Origin of the sequence: Synechococcus sp. MIT S9503 (assembly GCF_047304175.1) — a bacterium.
In the GTDB taxonomy this organism is placed as follows: Bacteria; Cyanobacteriota; Cyanobacteriia; order PCC-6307; family Cyanobiaceae; genus Synechococcus_C.
Window position 1 is genome coordinate 1,690,421 of sequence record NZ_CP138955.1, and the last position, 17,281, is coordinate 1,707,701.

At 59.6% G+C, this 17,281-nt stretch carries 14 protein-coding genes; 6 read left to right on the forward strand and 8 right to left on the reverse strand.

Features of this window, described 5'->3' with window-relative positions:
* Position 1: 1 nt before the first annotated feature.
* The 3 genes from SIB56_RS09605 to SIB56_RS09615 are packed head-to-tail and all read right to left on the reverse strand — an operon-like array spanning position 2 to position 4,826.
* Positions 2-310 carry a hypothetical protein gene (locus SIB56_RS09605; RefSeq protein WP_413323726.1) on the reverse strand — a complete coding sequence of 103 codons (309 nt, stop codon included), beginning with the start codon at positions 308-310 and terminating at the stop codon, positions 2-4.
* Positions 307-3,708 carry an efflux RND transporter permease subunit gene (locus SIB56_RS09610; RefSeq protein WP_413323727.1) on the reverse strand — a complete coding sequence of 1,134 codons (3,402 nt, stop codon included), beginning with the start codon at positions 3,706-3,708 and terminating at the stop codon, positions 307-309. Before SIB56_RS09610 ends, SIB56_RS09605 begins: the two co-directional genes overlap by 4 nt.
* Positions 3,709-3,719: 11 nt before the next feature.
* Positions 3,720-4,826 (reverse strand): efflux RND transporter periplasmic adaptor subunit, encoded by a 1,107-nt coding sequence (locus tag SIB56_RS09615; protein ID WP_413323728.1) that lies wholly within the window; start codon positions 4,824-4,826, stop codon positions 3,720-3,722.
* Positions 4,827-4,927: 101 nt separating this feature from the next.
* Here SIB56_RS09615 and SIB56_RS09620 point away from each other — a divergent pair, with 101 nt between their 5' ends.
* Positions 4,928-7,132 (forward strand): AAA family ATPase, encoded by a 2,205-nt coding sequence (locus SIB56_RS09620; protein WP_413327286.1) that lies wholly within the window; start codon positions 4,928-4,930, stop codon positions 7,130-7,132.
* A gap of 80 nt (positions 7,133-7,212) precedes the next feature.
* Here SIB56_RS09620 and SIB56_RS09625 read toward each other — a convergent pair whose 3' ends face one another.
* From SIB56_RS09625 to SIB56_RS09635, 3 genes are all read right to left on the reverse strand, one after another.
* Positions 7,213-7,839, reverse strand: coding sequence for an alpha/beta hydrolase (locus SIB56_RS09625; protein WP_413323729.1), 627 nt, complete (start codon positions 7,837-7,839; stop codon positions 7,213-7,215).
* A 435-nt stretch (positions 7,840-8,274) separates the two neighbouring features.
* Complete coding sequence (locus SIB56_RS09630) at positions 8,275-8,478, reverse strand: hypothetical protein (RefSeq protein ID WP_413323730.1); 204 nt, start codon at positions 8,476-8,478, stop codon at positions 8,275-8,277.
* A 55-nt stretch (positions 8,479-8,533) separates the two neighbouring features.
* Entirely contained in the window at positions 8,534-9,040 is a 507-nt protein-coding gene (locus SIB56_RS09635) for a 4'-phosphopantetheinyl transferase family protein (RefSeq protein ID WP_413323731.1), read from the reverse strand.
* A gap of 160 nt (positions 9,041-9,200) precedes the next feature.
* On the opposite strand from SIB56_RS09635, the gene bcp reads away from it, so the two are divergent.
* Complete coding sequence (bcp, locus tag SIB56_RS09640) at positions 9,201-9,668, forward strand: thioredoxin-dependent thiol peroxidase (RefSeq protein WP_413327288.1); 468 nt, start codon at positions 9,201-9,203, stop codon at positions 9,666-9,668.
* On the opposite strand, the gene SIB56_RS09645 is transcribed toward bcp, so the two are convergent.
* The gene (locus SIB56_RS09645) at positions 9,616-10,344 is read right to left on the reverse strand and encodes a type III pantothenate kinase (RefSeq protein WP_413323732.1); all 729 of its coding nucleotides are present in this window, start codon (positions 10,342-10,344) and stop codon (positions 9,616-9,618) included. The genes bcp and SIB56_RS09645 overlap by 53 nt on opposite strands.
* Positions 10,345-10,346: 2 nt before the next feature.
* Positions 10,347-11,099: a phosphoadenylyl-sulfate reductase gene (locus SIB56_RS09650; RefSeq protein WP_413327290.1), complete on the reverse strand. Its 753-nt coding sequence runs from the start codon at positions 11,097-11,099 to the stop codon at positions 10,347-10,349.
* A 90-nt stretch (positions 11,100-11,189) separates the two neighbouring features.
* Between SIB56_RS09650 and SIB56_RS09655 the strand changes: the two genes are divergently transcribed.
* From SIB56_RS09655 to SIB56_RS09670, 4 genes are read left to right on the forward strand one after another with little or no spacing between them, the layout of a single operon-like run.
* Positions 11,190-12,362 carry an NAD(P)/FAD-dependent oxidoreductase gene (locus SIB56_RS09655; RefSeq protein WP_413323733.1) on the forward strand — a complete coding sequence of 391 codons (1,173 nt, stop codon included), beginning with the start codon at positions 11,190-11,192 and terminating at the stop codon, positions 12,360-12,362.
* Positions 12,359-14,035: a GTPase HflX gene (hflX, locus tag SIB56_RS09660; RefSeq protein WP_413323734.1), complete on the forward strand. Its 1,677-nt coding sequence runs from the start codon at positions 12,359-12,361 to the stop codon at positions 14,033-14,035. Before SIB56_RS09655 ends, hflX begins: the two co-directional genes overlap by 4 nt.
* Positions 14,028-15,872, forward strand: a complete 1,845-nt coding sequence (locus SIB56_RS09665; RefSeq protein WP_413323735.1) for an SLC13 family permease — start codon at positions 14,028-14,030, stop codon at positions 15,870-15,872. Before hflX ends, SIB56_RS09665 begins: the two co-directional genes overlap by 8 nt.
* Positions 15,873-15,877: 5 nt before the next feature.
* Entirely contained in the window at positions 15,878-17,281 is a 1,404-nt protein-coding gene (locus SIB56_RS09670; protein ID WP_413323737.1) for a TrkH family potassium uptake protein, read from the forward strand.

Genomic DNA, 17,281 nt, shown 5'->3' on the forward strand with positions numbered 1-17,281 from the left:
ATCAGCGACGCCGCTGCTCCCGCCCCGTTGTCTTTGAGGAGCGGTACTCCTCCTCAGGCGCACTCTCCTGGAGCTGACGCATGCTCTCGATCGATGAACCAAACAGCATGGCGGAGGCGATCACGACGCCTCGGAGATACAGCAACCTGGTGCGAGGGATCTCGGCAGGAGTGTTGCGAATGAATGTGCCGAGAAAAATCGTGAGGATGACGCCGATGCCTGCACCGATGAAGGCAGCCCAGAGCACCTTGAAACCATTGAATCCAGAAGGTCCAGCGTTGCAGGATTGAGGCTTCGGATCAGGTCTCATGAGCTGCTCAATCCCACACCCTCCGTGGGCCCAAGCAAAGACTTGAGAACGACATAAAACACCGGCACAACGAAGAGCGACAGAACGGTGGCAATCAAAAGACCACCAAATACAACAGCTCCGAGCGACGTCTGACTGCGAGCACCGGCACCACTGGCGAAGACGAGCGGCATGAAACCGAACAGCGAGGAAATCGCCGTCATCAGGATCGGCCTGAGGCGGGAACCAGCCGCAAAACGCGCGGCCTCCAGTGCACTGGCACCAAGCTGCATCCGCTGATTGGCCATATCCACAATCAGGATTCCATTGCCAGCAGCCAGGCCGATCAACATCACCAGACCCACCTGGGCATAGACATTGAGCACCTCACCTCGCAAGGCAAGGAAAGCGAGTGCGCCCAGCATGGCTGTCGGTACTGTCATCAGAATGATCAGCGGATCGGAATAGCTTTCGTATTGCGCCGACAGCACCAGGTACACCGCCAGGATGCCGAGGGCAAAGATCACCACCGCCAGGGCACCGGCCTTCACTTCCTCTCGGGAGATTCCAGTCCAGTCGAAACTGAGGCCCTGCGGGTTGATGATCTCAAAGATCCCCTTCATCGCTGTGATCGCCTGACCAGAGCTCTTTCCGGCCGCAGGCGTACCCTCGATCTTGATGGCTCGATAGAGATTGAAGTGAGGCACCACAGTGGGGCCGAGCGTTTCACGCACACTGAAGAACTCCGCGAGCGAAATCAGATCACCATTGGAGCTTTTGACGTACAGGGCTGAAAGGCGCTCCGGGGTCGCACGGCTTTCAGCATCAGCCTGAACATAGACCCGACGCACCTTGCCTTCCTGAAAGGTGTCATTCACATAGAGACCGCCGAAGTTGATGCTGAAGGTCTTCATGGCAGCGCCGAAGTCAACGTCAACCGCAGCCATACGATCGCGATCCACCTGAATCTCGATCTGTGGTGATTCAGGAGCGAAAAGTGTGTAAACACGGTTGAGATCAGGGTCTGCGTTACCCGCCTGGATCAGTCGCCCTGCCGTGCCATAAAAATCAGCCAGGCTGTACGCCCCACCACTCTGATCGAGAAGCTGAAACTCGAATCCACCGCCAGTGCCATAGCCAGGGATGGACGGAGGTTCAACGACAAACACCCTGGCACCATCCACAGAACGGGCCAGCTTCTGATTGAGCCTCTCCACGATCGCCCCCACGGTCTGATCCCGTTGCTTTCGCTCAGACCAGTTGCTGGTGCCGAAGAAGAACAAGCCCTTGTTGGGACTGTTGCCATCCAGACTTGCACCGCTGAACACGGACGCCGCAGTGATGTTCTTTTCCGTGCGCAATACGGCAGCCACCTGCTGATTAATCGCTTCAGTGACCTGAGTGGAGACGCCCTCCGGCGCCTGCACCACGCCAATCGCATAACCCTGATCTTCGATCGGCACAAATCCACCGGGAATGGACCGGAAGGCAACGGCCGTGAGCAGGATGCCGATGCCGAGAATGCTCATCACCAGGCGACGACGATCGAGAGCCCACTCCAAAGCTGAGGCGTAGCGACTTTGCATCACGGCATAAGCGCTGTTGAACTTGGCGAAAATGACCGGGGTGAACCAACCCAGAGTCAGGCCTATAGCTGGAAACAGGATCACCGGGATGACCCGGCTGACTCCCACGAGAATCAAGCCTGTAATGGCTCCACCGATGGTGAAGGGCAGTGCGACCGGTCGATCGATCAAGCGCCCCAGCAGCAGGCCAATCAAGGCACCAACAGCCATTGGAATCAGCACCAGAGGTGCTCCAGCACCAACCACCAGCAATCCATACACAAAACCGATCACCGTGCCGGCGATGGCATAGCTCCGTCGTCCGGGATCCTTCGATTCGCGCGCCAGCAAAAGAGCTGACAACATCGGTGAAAAGGTGAGCGCATTGAAGGTGGAGATCGCGATCGAGAAGATCACCGTGGCCGCGAACTGTTTGTAGATCGTTCCCGTCGCACCAGGAAAAAACAGAACTGGCAGGAACACTGCAAACTTCACCAGCGAGGTGGCGATAACCGCTGAGAACAGCTCGTCCATGGTGGCTTTCGCTGCCTCCAGGGCCGTCATCCCTTCCGCTTTTTTGGTCGAGGTGTCCTCGATCACGGTGATCGCATCGTCGACCACGAGACCCGTGGCCAGCACCAGACCGAACAGCGTCAGCTGATTCAGGGAAAAACCGAAGCCCAGCACCAGACCGAAAGTACCGATCAATGCCACAGGGATCGCAATCCCTGGAACAAGAGTGGCCTTCCAGTTCTGGAGAAACAGGAAAAGAATCAGAACCACAAGCACCACCGCGTCCCGCAGGGAATTCACCACGCCCTGGATGGAGGCGCTGATGAAGTCGGTGTTGTCGTAGATCTTCTCCATCTTCATGCCCACTGGCATGGTCGACTCAAAGTCCGCCAACACCTGCTTCACGCCGTCCGATACCTCAAGAGCGTTACTGCCAGAAAGCTGATAGACAGCCAAACCAACAGACGGAACACCCTGAAGGTCGGTAGCGCTGACGGCGTAGGACTCACCACCCAGTTGAACGCTGCCCACATCTCGGAGGCGCACCAGACCACCCTCCTCAGCAGTTCGCACCACCATCTGCTCGAAATCCTCAACGCTGCGCAGGCGGCCCTGCAGCTGCACGGTGAAGGTGAATTGCTGCCCCTTCAGAGAGGGCTCACCACCGACCTGACCGGCGGCGACAAGACGATTCTGGCTGGACAGCTGGTTGACAACATCGGTGGAGGTGAGGCCAAAACTGGTGAGCTTGTCGGGGTCAAGCCACAGCCGAAACGCCAGTTTGCGATTGCCGAAGTAGGTGAGATCGCCGACACCGCTCACCCGCTTGATGGCATCGGTGAGGTTCAGATCGAGCAATCCACTGATCGTCTCAGCGCTGTAGGTGATCTGGTCAGGATCCGCGCTGCCAAAGTTGTAAACGAGCAGAATCGAATTGGACGCTTTGTTGACGCTCACGCCGGCCTGACGCACCTCCTCAGGGAGTTGCGGTTCAGCCAAGGCCACACGGTTCTGAACATTGACCTGATTGATGTCACCGTTGGTGCCGCTGGCGAAAGCCACATCAATGGAGCTGACCCCGTCTGCGGAACTGTTGGACTTGATGAAGTCCATGTTCTCGACACCGTTGATCTGCTGCTCAAGAACACTGGTGACACCCTCCTCAACAGAGACGGCATCGGCACCGGTGTAGTTGGCCCTCACTTTGACGGTGGGAGGAGCGATGTCCGGGAGGTTTTCGATCGGAAGAATTGGAATCGCAATCAATCCAACGATCACGATCAGAATGCTGCAGACCGTTGTGAGAACGGGTCTGGTAATGAAATTATTGGAGGCGGACATGACTCAGTCGCTCAGTTCTTCACCTGCACCGGCACACCGTGACGCAGGCTCAGAAGATTGCTGGTGATCACGTTCTGCCCCAGCTTCAAGCCTTTGGTGACGGGATAGCGGTTGTTCTGGAGAGCACCGAGATTGACAGGAGTTTGCAGCGCGAACAAAGTCGCGGAAGGAATCACACCGCGGTCAATCCCCCGTTTGATCCTGACCAGATCAGCCTTGCCAGGCTGAGCTTCTAGCTCCTTGAGAGTGCCAAGACGGAACACAAAACTCTGGCCAGAGGTCTGCGTCACGGCAGCAAAGGGAACGGATGGCTGCTGGCGAGAGTCGAGCTGAACCCGGGTCCGCAACCTCTGGCCGTTGCGCAGCTTTCCATCTGGATTGGGAAATTGAGCCCTCACCAGAAGTGCCTGGGTTCCGGAGTTGATGCCCGGATCAATCGACATCACCGAGCTCCTTGCCATCACCTCGTTGCGGCCCGGAAGACTGAGCAACACCGGCAGACCAACCCTGATGCGATCTGCATAGGTGGACGGCACCTCCACCCTGGCCTCCAGGATGTTGTTGCGAATCAGTTGGGTGAAGGGGTCGCCATTTCTGACCACATCCCCGACCTGAACGGAGACGTCCGCCACGATTCCAGCGATCGGTGACTGCAGATTGCTGTAGGCCAGCGTGGCCTCTTGAGCTCTGACCTCTTCTCTCGAAGCGATGTAAATCGCGCGGCGCTGATCCCGCTCCGAGGCTTCCGCAGCACCAAGAGGCACCAGGAATTCATAGCGTTTCAGCTCCAGCAGATCCTTCTGCTCTCTGGCTTTCAGCCCTGCAAGTTTGGCCTGCTCCTGAGCTTGATCAAGAGTCATGAGCAACTGACCTGGAGTCACCCGATCTCCCTGGCTGATCTTGAGTTCCAGAACGCGGCCGCTCGCCTGAGCCGCCAGCTGGACGAGTTCGCCAGCTTCCAACGTGCTCACCGTGTCGACATTGTCAGTGAAGGAGGCCTCCTCCACAGGGGCCTTTTGCACCTCAGGCAAGGGCCTCTGAGCCCGCCCTCCATCACCGCAGGAACTGAGCATGACGCTCGCCAGTGCCAGAGGAATGACAGAACGGAACGAACGCACGGGCAAGTCTCGGACGGCCGCATTATGACCGCGCAGACGGGTGCAAAGGCTCAACCTGAGCAAGAATCGTCGGAGCGGGAATCGATGCCTTGAGCGGACCTCTGGAACAGGATCTGTTCAGTCATCACGGAGAGACGGTGCGGCGGCGCCAGGCACCGCTGGCGGATCGTCTGCGGCCCCGCAACCTCGATGAATTCGTCGGTCAGGGAGCGATCCTGGCGGAGGGCCGTCTGCTGCGACGGGCCATCTCAGCCGATCGGGTGGGCAATCTGATCCTGCATGGCCCGCCTGGCGTCGGAAAGACAACTCTGGCGCGGATCATCGCCAATCACACCAAGGCCCATTTCAGTTCTCTGAATGCCGTGTTGGCGGGTGTGAAGGACCTGCGCTCCGAAGTTGCCGATGCCAGTCAACGACTGGATCGCCATGGGCTGCGCACCATCCTGTTCATCGACGAGGTGCATCGCTTCAACAGTGCTCAGCAGGATGCATTACTGCCCTGGGTGGAGAACGGCACACTCACCCTGATCGGTGCCACCACCGAAAACCCCTTTTTTGAAGTCAACAAGGCACTGGTCAGCCGCTCCAGGCTGTTTCGTCTGCAGAGTCTCGCACCGGAAGACCTGAGTCGCCTGCTGCAGACGGCCCTCCACGACAGGGAACGTGGCTTCGGCGATCGCAATGTTGAGATCAGCCATGAAGCCTCTGCCCATCTCGTTGACGTGGCGGGAGGTGACGCACGCAGCCTGCTCAATGCGCTCGAGCTCGCCGTGGAGAGCACCCCTGAAAATCAGGAGGGCGTGATCGAAATCGACCTCGGCATTGCAGAGGAATCCATCCAGCAACGCGCTGTGCTTTACGACAAGCAGGGTGATGCGCACTTCGACACGATCAGCGCATTCATCAAATCCCTGCGCGGTTCCGACGCCGACGCCGCACTGTTCTGGCTGGCACGGATGGTCGAAGCAGGAGAAAATCCCCGCTTCATCTTCCGGCGCATGCTGATCTCAGCCGGCGAGGACGTGGGTCTTGCCGATCCCCAGGCGGTTGTTGTTGTCGAAGCCTGCGCCGCGGCCTTTGAGCGCATCGGCCTGCCGGAAGGCCTGTATCCACTGGCCCAGGCAGCGCTCTATCTGGCATGCACCGACAAAAGCAACAGCACCAGCGGCATGTTCGAAGCGCTGCGTCATGTTCGGGAAACGCAGCGTCAGGATGTACCGCCCCACCTTCGTGATGCCAACCGCGATGGTGATGCCTTCGGAGACGGCAAGGGCTATCGCTACCCCCATGCCTTTCGCGAACACTGGGTGGCTCAGCAGTACCTGCCCACTGCTCTGCAAGGCGAGGCTTTCTGGTCACCGAGTCGACAGGGCTGGGAGGGAGAACGCCGCGAACGGATGCTGGAACGACGAGCTGCGCAGCTGGCGGCATCCGCGGAGGCGGTCGACGAACATCCGCTGCTGGTGAGCAGCGGACCGGAACAACCCGAGCTGGAGCGGTGGCTGCAACGTCAACTCTCGATGGATGGTGAACGTCTGCAGGAGCTTCGAGAGAAACTCTGGTCAGACATGAGCTGGCAGCGCACGGACCGTGTGCTTGTCCTCGGCGGTCGGTCACTGCTGTGGTCGCTTGATCCACTTGGCGCCGTGGCGGAGGGAGGCCTCACAATTCTCTGCTCATCCTCAAAGGAACAGAAGCGGCTTGAAGCCCAGCTGCAGCTGCTGGATCCCATCAATCAACCAGCCGTCATCACCGATGTCGATGAACTGGAGCGACTGAACCCGAACCATGGGTTCGAAGTGGTGGGAGGTCGACTGAACCAGGAGGATCTCAACAACTCTGATCTTGAGCGGTTCTGGTCGAGCGTGAGCTCCCGCTCCAGCAGCGGCACCCAGCTGAGGCTGTTGCTGAGTGAACCCCAACTCGGACCGGCTGGAGGATTGTTGGAGCTGATGATGAGCGACGGGCAGAAACGTCGAGCGAGCGCATCACTGCAGCAACTGGCGGATCAGGAATCCACCTGGCTGAGTCAGAAGGCACAGCATCGAAAGCTGTTGGACCATCTGGACCGATGCGGCTGGGTGACTCACCAGAGCAGCTGGCAGGAGTCGCTGAAGCTGGCCGTTGAACCGGCCCTGATCGAGCGGTGGCTCGGTGACGACCGCCCGTATCGCAAAGCTCTTGAAGCGACCGGTGCTGACAGTGAGACCGCAGTGTCTGATCTGCGACATGAACTGCGGCGGCAACGTGGCCGACATCTCCCCCAGAGTCTTCGGCACTGGCGAATCGAAGGCCAACTGACCTGAACGCCCGTCAATAAAAAAGCCCCGGCATTGCCGGGGCTAGCGAAGAATTCATTGATGGAACCGGTGACGGTTCCAAACAATCACCAGAGGCCGCGAACAGGAGCAGCAGCAGGTGCGGGCTCAGCGGGGAGGATCTGATTGGCCTGCACGCAAGCGGGAAGGAACACGTACCAGGACAGCAGGGAGGTGGACTGGGGCTCACTAAGACCGTCCTTGCAGACGTTCTGTGCACCGTCAGAGGTTCCGTTGTCGTTCAGACGGAAGTCGACGGGGAGCTGACGCATGATGCCTGCAGAGGAGATTTCTCCATCAGCAGCATCGAGGATGATGGCGGAGCGAAGCGCGACCACGGCGGTCTTCTTCTTCTGCCAGTAAGGGAAGTAGCTGCGTGTCTGGTCGTCCAGGAACGCAACGCCATCGGCGGAATACAGGAAGCGGGAAACACCAACCAGATCTACGTCGTAGCTCTTGGTCATGCCTTCTTGAATTTCATCGGCAGTCCAACCGGAGTTGTTGATGCCTGCTTCAAGAGCACGGTCAGTGATTTCGCCGTCGTTGAAGAACTTGGCGAAAGCAGAGGCTTTGGTGGTCCAGACAGCGCCACCAGACACCCAGCGCACAGGGCGCTTGGTGCCAGCTTCAGCGGCGACAGCCAGAGTGGAAATGGAAGCGGCGGCGAGAGCGCCGGCTGCAAAACGGGTGAACACGGACGGCGAGAAAAGACGTCTCTTTAATCCTATCCGTAGGAAAAAGACTTGCCAACAAAATCAACGCCTGAAAAGCGCAAATGAGGACAAATCCGCCTGAGAAGGATCACTTCAAGCAAGTCTCATGGTTCTCAATGGATGCATGAATCTCGGAGCGAAACTTATCTATCTTCAAGGCCTCAGTGATGTCCACCCCGTCGGGCAATCATTGCCCTTGAACCCAAAATTGATCGTTTTGTCGGAGTCAAAAGCTGGACCACGACATTGAATGCGCAACAGATTGCCGCCATTGGAACGAACCTCGGATAGATAGGCCTCATCCCCACGCAAGGGTGTCAACCAGAGCCGGGTGACGCCCCCGGTGTTTTCTACCCTGGCCTGAAGAGAGGGATCAGCAACCAGCCCCAGATCAGTCAGGGACGAGGCGAACTGCCCCTAGTAATGAGGCGCGAGCTGGGCACGAGTGAATGCAGCCAGCAGGTCCTGAGCACCTCGGCGCTGATGCAGGGTTGCCTCTTGCTCCTCAAGCTGATCTAGTTCGGCCTCCCCTGCAAGCCAACCCGTATTCACCACACTGCGACACTGGTGATGTGTCAGACCACTTAGACCCATACCAAGCAGCAAAGCTGCACTGACCAAAGTGGGATCATCTGCCGGCGATGCGCGGGCAAGGGAATAACCGATCGGCCTAATTTCACGCTAAGCAGAGCAGAGAATCCTGCAGATTCTTTTTCTCGCCAACGACAATTCCCAGTCGCCACTTCTTCACCGAACGCAGCTGCGCAGCGACCTTGAGATTCAAGCCGTGATGCCGTGCGCAATCAAGGGTGGAACTCACCTCCCAGAAACGCAGATCCTGAGCCAGCGATCCTCGCTGCCACTTGATCGCAGCCTCCTTCAGCAGCCACCGATCCAAAACCTGTCGGCGCAGCTGTTCGGCCTGCAGAGCCCTGAGCTCAATCTGCTCAGACTCCCTGTAGAAGCGATGAATCAACGCGAGAGCTGAAGGAATGGCTCGGTCGGAGCGCTCAAGGTCAACACCGATGGGCTGCTGAGACCATCCCAGCAGACAGGCATCAGCACAGTGGCTGAGGCTCAGATACCCCCAACCGAGTGGCAGCCGCGGCGGTGCACCGGGTGGAGCCTCGAGCGGAACCTGCAGAGGCTGAACACCATGCTTGATGGCAAGACAGCTGCGCATCCAGCTTCGAGAGACCAGAAACTGGCTGGATCGAGACGGAGACATCTCTGCAGCCCATACCTGTTCCCTGCTGGTCACAGCTAGCTCCTCACAGGAAGCCTCAGCGCTGACCTGCCGTATCCATAACGCCGTTACGCTGCCGCCGAATGTTCGGCAATCCATGACTTTGCAGATCGGCGATCGCGCCCCAGATTTCACGCTTCCTGATGAAAACGGCAAGCCCCTGACGCTTTCATCTCTGAGAGGACAGAGGGTTGTGATCTATTTCTATCCGAAGGATGCCACCCCTGGCTGCACCAAGGAAGCCTGCAACTTCCGCGACCGCTGGAGTGAACTCAAGAGCCATGGCATCAGGGTTCTGGGAATCAGCAAGGACAACGCCGCATCCCATACCCGCTTCATCGCCAAGCAGGAACTCCCCTTCACCCTGCTGACTGATGAAGAACCCTGTGCAGTGGCCAGCAGCTACGAGAGCTACGGCCTGAAGAAATTCATGGGGCGTGAATTCATGGGAATGATGCGTCACACCTTCGTGGTGGATGCGGAAGGAAAACTTGAACTGATTTACAAAAAGGTCAAAGCCGATTCAATGGCTGATCAGGTCTTGAGCGATCTGGGTCTGGGCTGACCAGCCTCACAAGTGACTGCATCACAAGATCAGGGGCGTGGTTCACCTCCAGCCCCCTTTTCAGCAAAACGGGCCTTAAGAGGGCGGCGTCTCCGCCACAGAGCCAAAGCGAAGAAGGGTCCTGTTCCTGAGCCTGGATGATCAGACCCACAAGACTTTCGAACACTCCCCGGCGCATCGCCTCACAAGGATCTTTTGGGAATGGCATTCCATCACTAGGCAGCTCCTTCTCAACATCAGGATCGGTCAATGCCTGAGTGCCTTCGACCATCGCCCGCAACTGCAGCCTCAGTCCGGCTGCGAGCCAGCCACCGTTGAATCCTCCGTCTCCGGTCACACGCGTGAGGCTGAGAACAGTGCCAGCATCAACAACCATCTGAGAGTCGTTCCGTCCGGACTTGATCCAGGCGCCCCATCCCGCCAGAGCCCTGTCAATGCCAAGCCATGGCGGCACCTCTCTGAGAGGTATCGCATCGAGACCAAGACGCCTCTCCGGCCTTAGCGCGGAATAATCAGGCACTGGACCAACAGCCGCCCAGGCGCTGATCGGGGCACGGACAGCCTGTGTTGACAAACCAGGCAGGGAATGGCTGTAGCTCCATGAACCGCTGCGCGATCGCTCAGCCCAGTGCCAGCGACTGTTCCCGATCAGCAGACAACGCTGCTCAGGCCCCATGGTCAGATGCCATCTCCCATCACACCGGGCACGTGGATTCCGCACTCCTGACGCTGCCCGCCGAAGCGAGTGCCCCGCCCCTCGGATTCAAGACTGTCAGGAGCACTGGAATGCCAGTCGCCAACGGTGGAGTACCCCTGATCAAAGAGTGGATGCTGCGGCAGATCATGCTCCTGCATGTAATAGAAGACATCTCGTTTGGTCCAACCCAGCAGAGGACGAAGAGACAAGCGATCACGGATGGGATCAAGCACAGTCATTGTCTTGCGCAGCTCTGTCTGGCCACGCCGCACCCCACTGGCCCAGCAACTGACCTTCAACCCATTCAGAGCTTCCTCCAGGGGCTCCACCTTGCGAAGACGCAGATACAGATCCAGGTCCTCCTCACGGTTGGTCTCCCAGAGCCTTCCATGCAGGGCTTCCATGCGCGCCGGAGACATGGCTGACTGGCTTACGACAAGCCTGGTGCCCAGACGTGCACAGAGGGTTTCGGCATAGCGATAGGTCTCCGCAGGCAGATAGCCCGTATCCACCCAGATCACCGGCACTGCCTCTCCTCCGGAGAGACGACTGAGCATGTGCAGCAGCACTGATGACTGGATGCCGAAGCTGGTGGTCATGGCAAACCCGGAACCGAAGCGATTCAGCGCCCACTGCAGACATTGCAGGGGTTCCATCGACTTCAGCTGTGCCCGCAGAGCTTCAAGACCGGCATCCTTCGCCTCCGAATCCACACCGCCTGCGGCGCTGATCATGTCTCTGGTGCTCGGGCTCATGCACCCCATCCTCCAATGCCGAGGTGACCACTGGTCTGCCTATGGTTTCAACACGCTCCAGAGAATGCCTTGACTCCCCCTTACAGCGGGCAAGTTCAGCCGATCGTGGTGATCGGCGGTGGTTTCGCCGGATTATCAACGGCTCTTGGGATCAGCCGATTGCATCCAAGGCCAGCGGTGGTGCTGATTGAACCTCGTGACCGCTTCGTGTTCGTTCCTCTGCTTTACGAACTCATGAGCGGAGAGCTCAAGGGATGGGAGGTGGCGCCTGACTATGCATCCCTGCTGGAGGGACGCGGGATCAGTCATCTGCGAGATCGTGTGAGTTCAGTCGACCTCGACTCCAGCACCATCACCACAGCCTCGGGCCAGGCACTGCATTACAGCCAGCTGGTGATGGCCACAGGTGCACGACCTGACGACTTCGGGATTCCAGGGGTACGCGAACACGCGCTGCACTTCCACACCCTCACCGATCTGCAGCCTCTTCAGGAACGTCTTCAGGAGTTGCGGCGGCACCCATCCGGCAGCAGTTCTCTGGTGATTGCCGGTGCCGGTGCCACAGGCGTCGAACTGGCCTGCAAAGTCGTGGATCTGCTCAATGGAGCCGCCAGTGTGCAACTGATCGAACTCGGTGATCAGATCCTGCCGAGGTCCAAGGCCTTCAATCGGGAACAGGCCGAAAAAGCTCTGCACAAACGTGGTGTAACCATCCACCTCAACACGAAAGTTGAGTCAGTGTCAGAAACCTCCGTGATGCTGAGCGGACAGCAGGGCACCCGTGAACTGCACCATGACGGACTGGTGTGGACCGCAGGCAGCCGCCCCACACTTCCTGACCTCTCTCCGAGCATGGAGCTTCACAGAGGACGCGTGCCAGTGACAGCGGCGCTGCGTCTGTCGGCCTACCCGAATGTTCTGGCGCTCGGAGACATCGCTGTTGATCCCGAAGGGGATGAGCTAACCAGCTGGCCTCATTCAGCTCAGGCGGCGATTCAGCAGGGGCAGTTTGCTGCCAGGGAACTGCAGGCAAAGCTCCGCCACGAGGATTCCAAGTCTTTCATCTTCAAGGATCTTGGCGAAATGCTGAGTCTCGGGATCGGCGACGCCACCATCACCGGCCTTGGCCTGACCCTGGCCGGCCCTCTGGCATTCAAGCTGCGCCGGCTCACCTACCTCACCCGTCTGCCAGGACTCTCGCTGGGACTTCGCGCGGCGGGAGCCTGGCTGGTCAGTCCTTGAAACAGGCACACCTGGCTGGGAGAACCAGGGGATTGCGACCATCCCAGTTAAAGCAGCTGGAGCGACTCAGCCATCGTCGCCATCCCGACGGATCCGGCGCTGACGTTTTAACGCTTGAACGGGCTGCCGAACTGGCTGAAATGCTTAAGGAGACTCTGCACCTGCTGATTGATGCCAGAGGTGTCTGTCGTCTGCTCTGGGTTGGCCCGCTGGGAGAATCCGACCGGCTGGACCGCCATCTCCAAGGAGGTGAGAGGCGTCGTCCAAGACAATGGCGTCTGATCAGCACCCTGCAGGGCCGGCGTTCGCCGGATCTCGCACCTGAAGGACGTGATGCTTTCGTCGCGCTGGATGTGCTGCCCGAGTCATGGCTGCGTTATCAGGCCGCGGTCTCTCCCAGCGGGATCCGCAGCGGCGCCCTATGGATTCCCGACCCCGGTTCGGAGTGCGGCTGGAAATGCAGCGGAACAGGAGATCTGACGCTGCTCAGCAGCGCTGAATCAGCTGCCGGGTATGCAGGTCCGTTATGCAAACCGCTCGATGCAGCGGTTGGGAACGGTGCAACGGTGGAGCGGGTGTTGTTGCTCACAATCACCGGAGCGGATCCAGCCAGAAACGAGCGAGAACTGGCCGAACTTGAGGGGCTAACCCGCAGTGCCGGTGCCACAACGGTTGCGGTCTGCCGCCAGCGTCAGGGTCAGGTCAATCCGCAGACCCTCTGGGGCACAGGCAAGCTGCAGGAGGCAGCCCTGGACATCCGCAGGCACGGCGCCACGCTTGTGATCACCGACAGAGAGCTCACCCCTGTTCAGGCCAGAAACCTGGAGCGGTTACTGGACAGCCCTGTGATGGATCGAAGCGAACTGATCCTCGACATCTTTGCCCAACGGGCCTCGAGTGCTGCCGGGCGCCTGCAGGTCGAACTGGCCCAGCTTCGCTATCGACTGCCGCGACTCTCCGGTCGGGGGCTGAGTCTGTCTCGGCAGGGAGGCGGCATCGGCACCCGCGGCCCCGGAGAAACCCAGCTTGAAAAGGACAGGCGTGCCATCAGCAGACGGATCGAACACCTGGGCGGGGAACTGAAGCAGCTCGGGGCGCATCGCGCCCGACTGAGGGAAAGACGCCGTGACCTGCCTGGAGTCGCACTGGTCGGGTACACCAATGCCGGCAAGTCATCGCTGCTGAATGCACTCTGTGATCGCGCCCCAGGAGGCCCTGTCCAGGCGGAGAACATTCTGTTTGCGACCCTGGATCCCACCACACGCCGGCTCTGTTTTCCGAGAGCTGGAGCCGCACCCCGTGAGCTGTTGATCACCGACACCGTGGGCTTCATCCGTGAACTTCCTGCTCCACTGATGCAGGCCTTCATGGCCACGCTGGAGGAAACACGCACGGCGGACCGGCTGCTGCTGGTGGTTGATCTCGGAGATCCCGACTGGCAGGGACAGCTCAACGCCGTTAACGCCATTCTCGACGGCCTGGGCTGCGAGCAACCCAGAAAGGTGCTGGCCAATCAGATTGACCGCTGCCAGGCCACTGCTCTGGAACGTATCCGTGAACTGGAACCGGAAGCCCTTTATCTGTCCGCCACCCTGGGAACCGGCCTGAAGGGTCTGCGAACATGGCTCGAGCAGACGTTCTGGGAGCCGGAAGACGCACCCCCCAATGGTTGAGCTCGGTGTCGCTCTGCAGAACGGAGACGCTCTGATCACGCTCGCAGTGCTGATGCTTGCGGTGGTGCTGTTCATCAGCGGCGCGATGGCACCCGAGCTGGTGGGCCTGCTCAGTGTTGCGCTGCTGATGATCGGTGGAGTGCTGACCCCAATTCAGGCCCTCAGCGGCTTCGGAAGCCCAGCACTGATCACGCTGATGGGGCTGTTCGCCGTTTCGGCTGCACTGTTCAGAAGCGGCGCCCTCGATCGACTGCGTGAACTGATTGCCTCCGAACGCATCCGCAGTCCCCGACGCATGGTGGGCTTGTTGACGCTGGTGGTGGCACCGATCTCAGGAGTTGTGCCCAACACCCCGATCGTGGCCAGTCTGCTGCCGGTACTGGAGACCTGGTGCCAGAAGAGGGGGATCGCACCGTCACGGGTGCTGCTGCCTCTGTCATTCGCCACGCTGCTGGGGGGCACGCTGACCCTGCTCGGCAGCTCCGTCAATCTGCTGGCCAGTGATGTGAGCCAGCAGCTGGGCTACGGCTCCCTGGATCTGTTCAGTTTCAGCTCCATCGGTGTGCCCGTCTGGCTCGCAGGAGCGACTTACATGATGCTCGCCCCCCGCGCCTTGCTGCCGGACAGGAGCGCACCCGAGGACCAGATCAGCACCAACCAATCGCTGACCGGTTACTTCACCGAGGTCACCATCCCAGGCTCCTCAACCCTGGTCGGACAGACCCTGCGGCACAGCAGGCTGCAACGTCGATTCGATGTGGATGTGCTCGAGCTGCAGAGAGGTGGTGAACGGATCCTTCCCCCCCTGGCTGACCGCTGCATCGAGGCCGATGATCGCCTGCTGCTGAGGGTCACCCGCGCTGATCTGCTGCGCCTGCAACAGGAACACACGGTTCAGCTCGCCGCAGCCAGTCGTCCTGCGGCAGATCAGCTGCCCCAGGTGAGCGCCGAGTCTGCTTTCTCAGGTAACAGTGCAGACGCCCAGAAGACCGTGGAGGTACTCCTGCCGGCTGGATCCACGCTGGCCGGCGCAAGCCTACGTGAACTGCGCTTCCGACAACGCCACAACGCGACAGTTCTGGCACTCCGGCGTGGTCAGCAGATGGTGCAGGAACGACTTGGCCAGGCCGTTCTGCGTGAAGGCGATGTGCTGCTGCTGCAAGCGCCCCTCGATGCAATCCGTGGGCTGCAGGCCAGTAACGACCTGCTGGTGCTGGATCAGCTTGAGAACGATCTGCCCACCATTCGCCGCAAACCTCAGGCCGTCACCATCACGGCCCTGATGCTGCTGGTGCCCACAGTCACCGAGATCCCTCTTGTCGCCGCAGTGCTTTTGGCCGTTGTGCTGCTGGTGCTGCTCGGCTGCCTGCGAACAGGAGAGGTACAACGGTCGATCAGGCTCGACGTGATTCTGTTGCTCGGGTCGCTGTCCAGTTTCAGTGTGGCTTTACAGACCAGCGGCCTGGCCAACGCGATGGCCTCCGACATGGAGAGACTGCTGCTGAATTGGCCTGCCTACTGGGCATTGCTGGTGATTTTCCTGGCCACCAATCTGATCACCAGTGTGATGAGCAATGCCGCGTCAGTGGCCCTGCTGGTCCCTGTGGCCACCCAGCTGGCACCCTCTCTGAACCTTCCCCCCCAGGCACTGCTGCTCACGGTGCTGTTCGGTGCCAGTCAATCCTTCCTCACTCCCATGGGCTACCAGACCAACCTGATGGTGTTCGCACCGGGGCGCTATCGCTTCCTCGATGTGGCCCGCTACGGGGCAGGCCTGACCTTGCTGATGACGCTGCTGGTTCCTGCATTGATCCTGGCCCAGTCGGGGGGAGGCTGACGTCGATGGCACTTCCTCGGGCCATTCATCGCACGCAGGCTTGGTACCGCCGCCTCACGGTGCCCCAGTTCACCGTTGTGACCGGATTGCTGGTGATCGCGATCGGAACCCTGCTGCTGTCGAGCCCACTTTGCTCAAGCGGCAGCGTCGGCGTCTGGGAAGCACTGTTCACAGCCACCTCGGCAGTCACCGTGACAGGCCTCACTGTGATTGACGTGGGCGAGGATCTCACCATCACCGGGCAGGCGGTCCTCGCCGTGATGATCCTGGTTGGTGGTCTCGGTCTGATGGCGATCACCACCTTCCTGCAGGGGTTTGTGGTGAGAGGAGCTTCCCTGCGTCGGCGCCTGGATCGAGGCCAGACGCTCGACCAATTCGGAGTGGGTGGTGTCGGCGGCACATTCAGGAACATTGCCCTCACTGCAGCGGTGCTGATCATGGTTGGGGCTTTTGTTCTCTACAACTTCGGGTTCTCAGACCTTCCCGCAGGTGGTGAAAGGCTTTGGGCAGCTGTGTTTCACAGCATCTCGGCTTACAACAACGCAGGGTTCGGCCTCTGGAGCGACAGCCTCGAGAGCTACAGGACGAATCGTGTGGTGAATGTCGTGATCATGCTCCTGATCGTTCTGGGTGGACTGGGATGGCGGGTGACCAGTGATCTGTGGAGCAATCGGCAGCGATTGAAGCGGCGCAATCTCAGTCTTCACACCAGGTTGGTACTGCGCACGTCCATCCTGCTGGTTCTGATCGGCACCTTCGGACTGCTGCTGACCGAATCCCTGTCCAAGGGGCACATACTCACCACGATGGGTTGGCCTGAGCGGCTGATGAGTGCCCTGTTCGAATCGGTGAGTGCCCGCACAGCTGGATTCACCACAGTTCCGCTCTCGGAGCACAGTGTCTCCGATTCCGGTTTGCTGCTCCTGATGGCCCTGATGTTCATCGGAGCCAGTCCCGGCGGAACGGGAGGAGGCATCAAGACAACCACCGTGGCAGCGCTGATGGCCGCGACCCGATCCACACTTCGGGGCCAGGATGACGTCGTCATTCGTCACCGTCAGATTCCCGACAAGGTGGTGCTCAGAGCCGTGAGCATCGTGATGGCTTCACTGATGTTCGTTCTGGTGATGGCGCTGCTGCTCGCGCTCACAACCAATCAGAACGGAGACGAGCCACTCACCTTTCTGGAACTTCTGTTCACCTGCATCTCCGCCTTTGCCACGGTGGGAATGGACCTGGGTGTGACGGAACAGCTTGGGCGCTTTGGCCAGCTGATTCTGGTGGTCGGAATGTTTGTGGGACGGCTGGGAATCCTGCTGCTCCTGAGTGCCATCTGGGAGAGCTTCGACCGCAACCAGCTTCAACGCCAGAATCGGATCGGTTATCCCAGAGAGGATCTCTATGTCTGA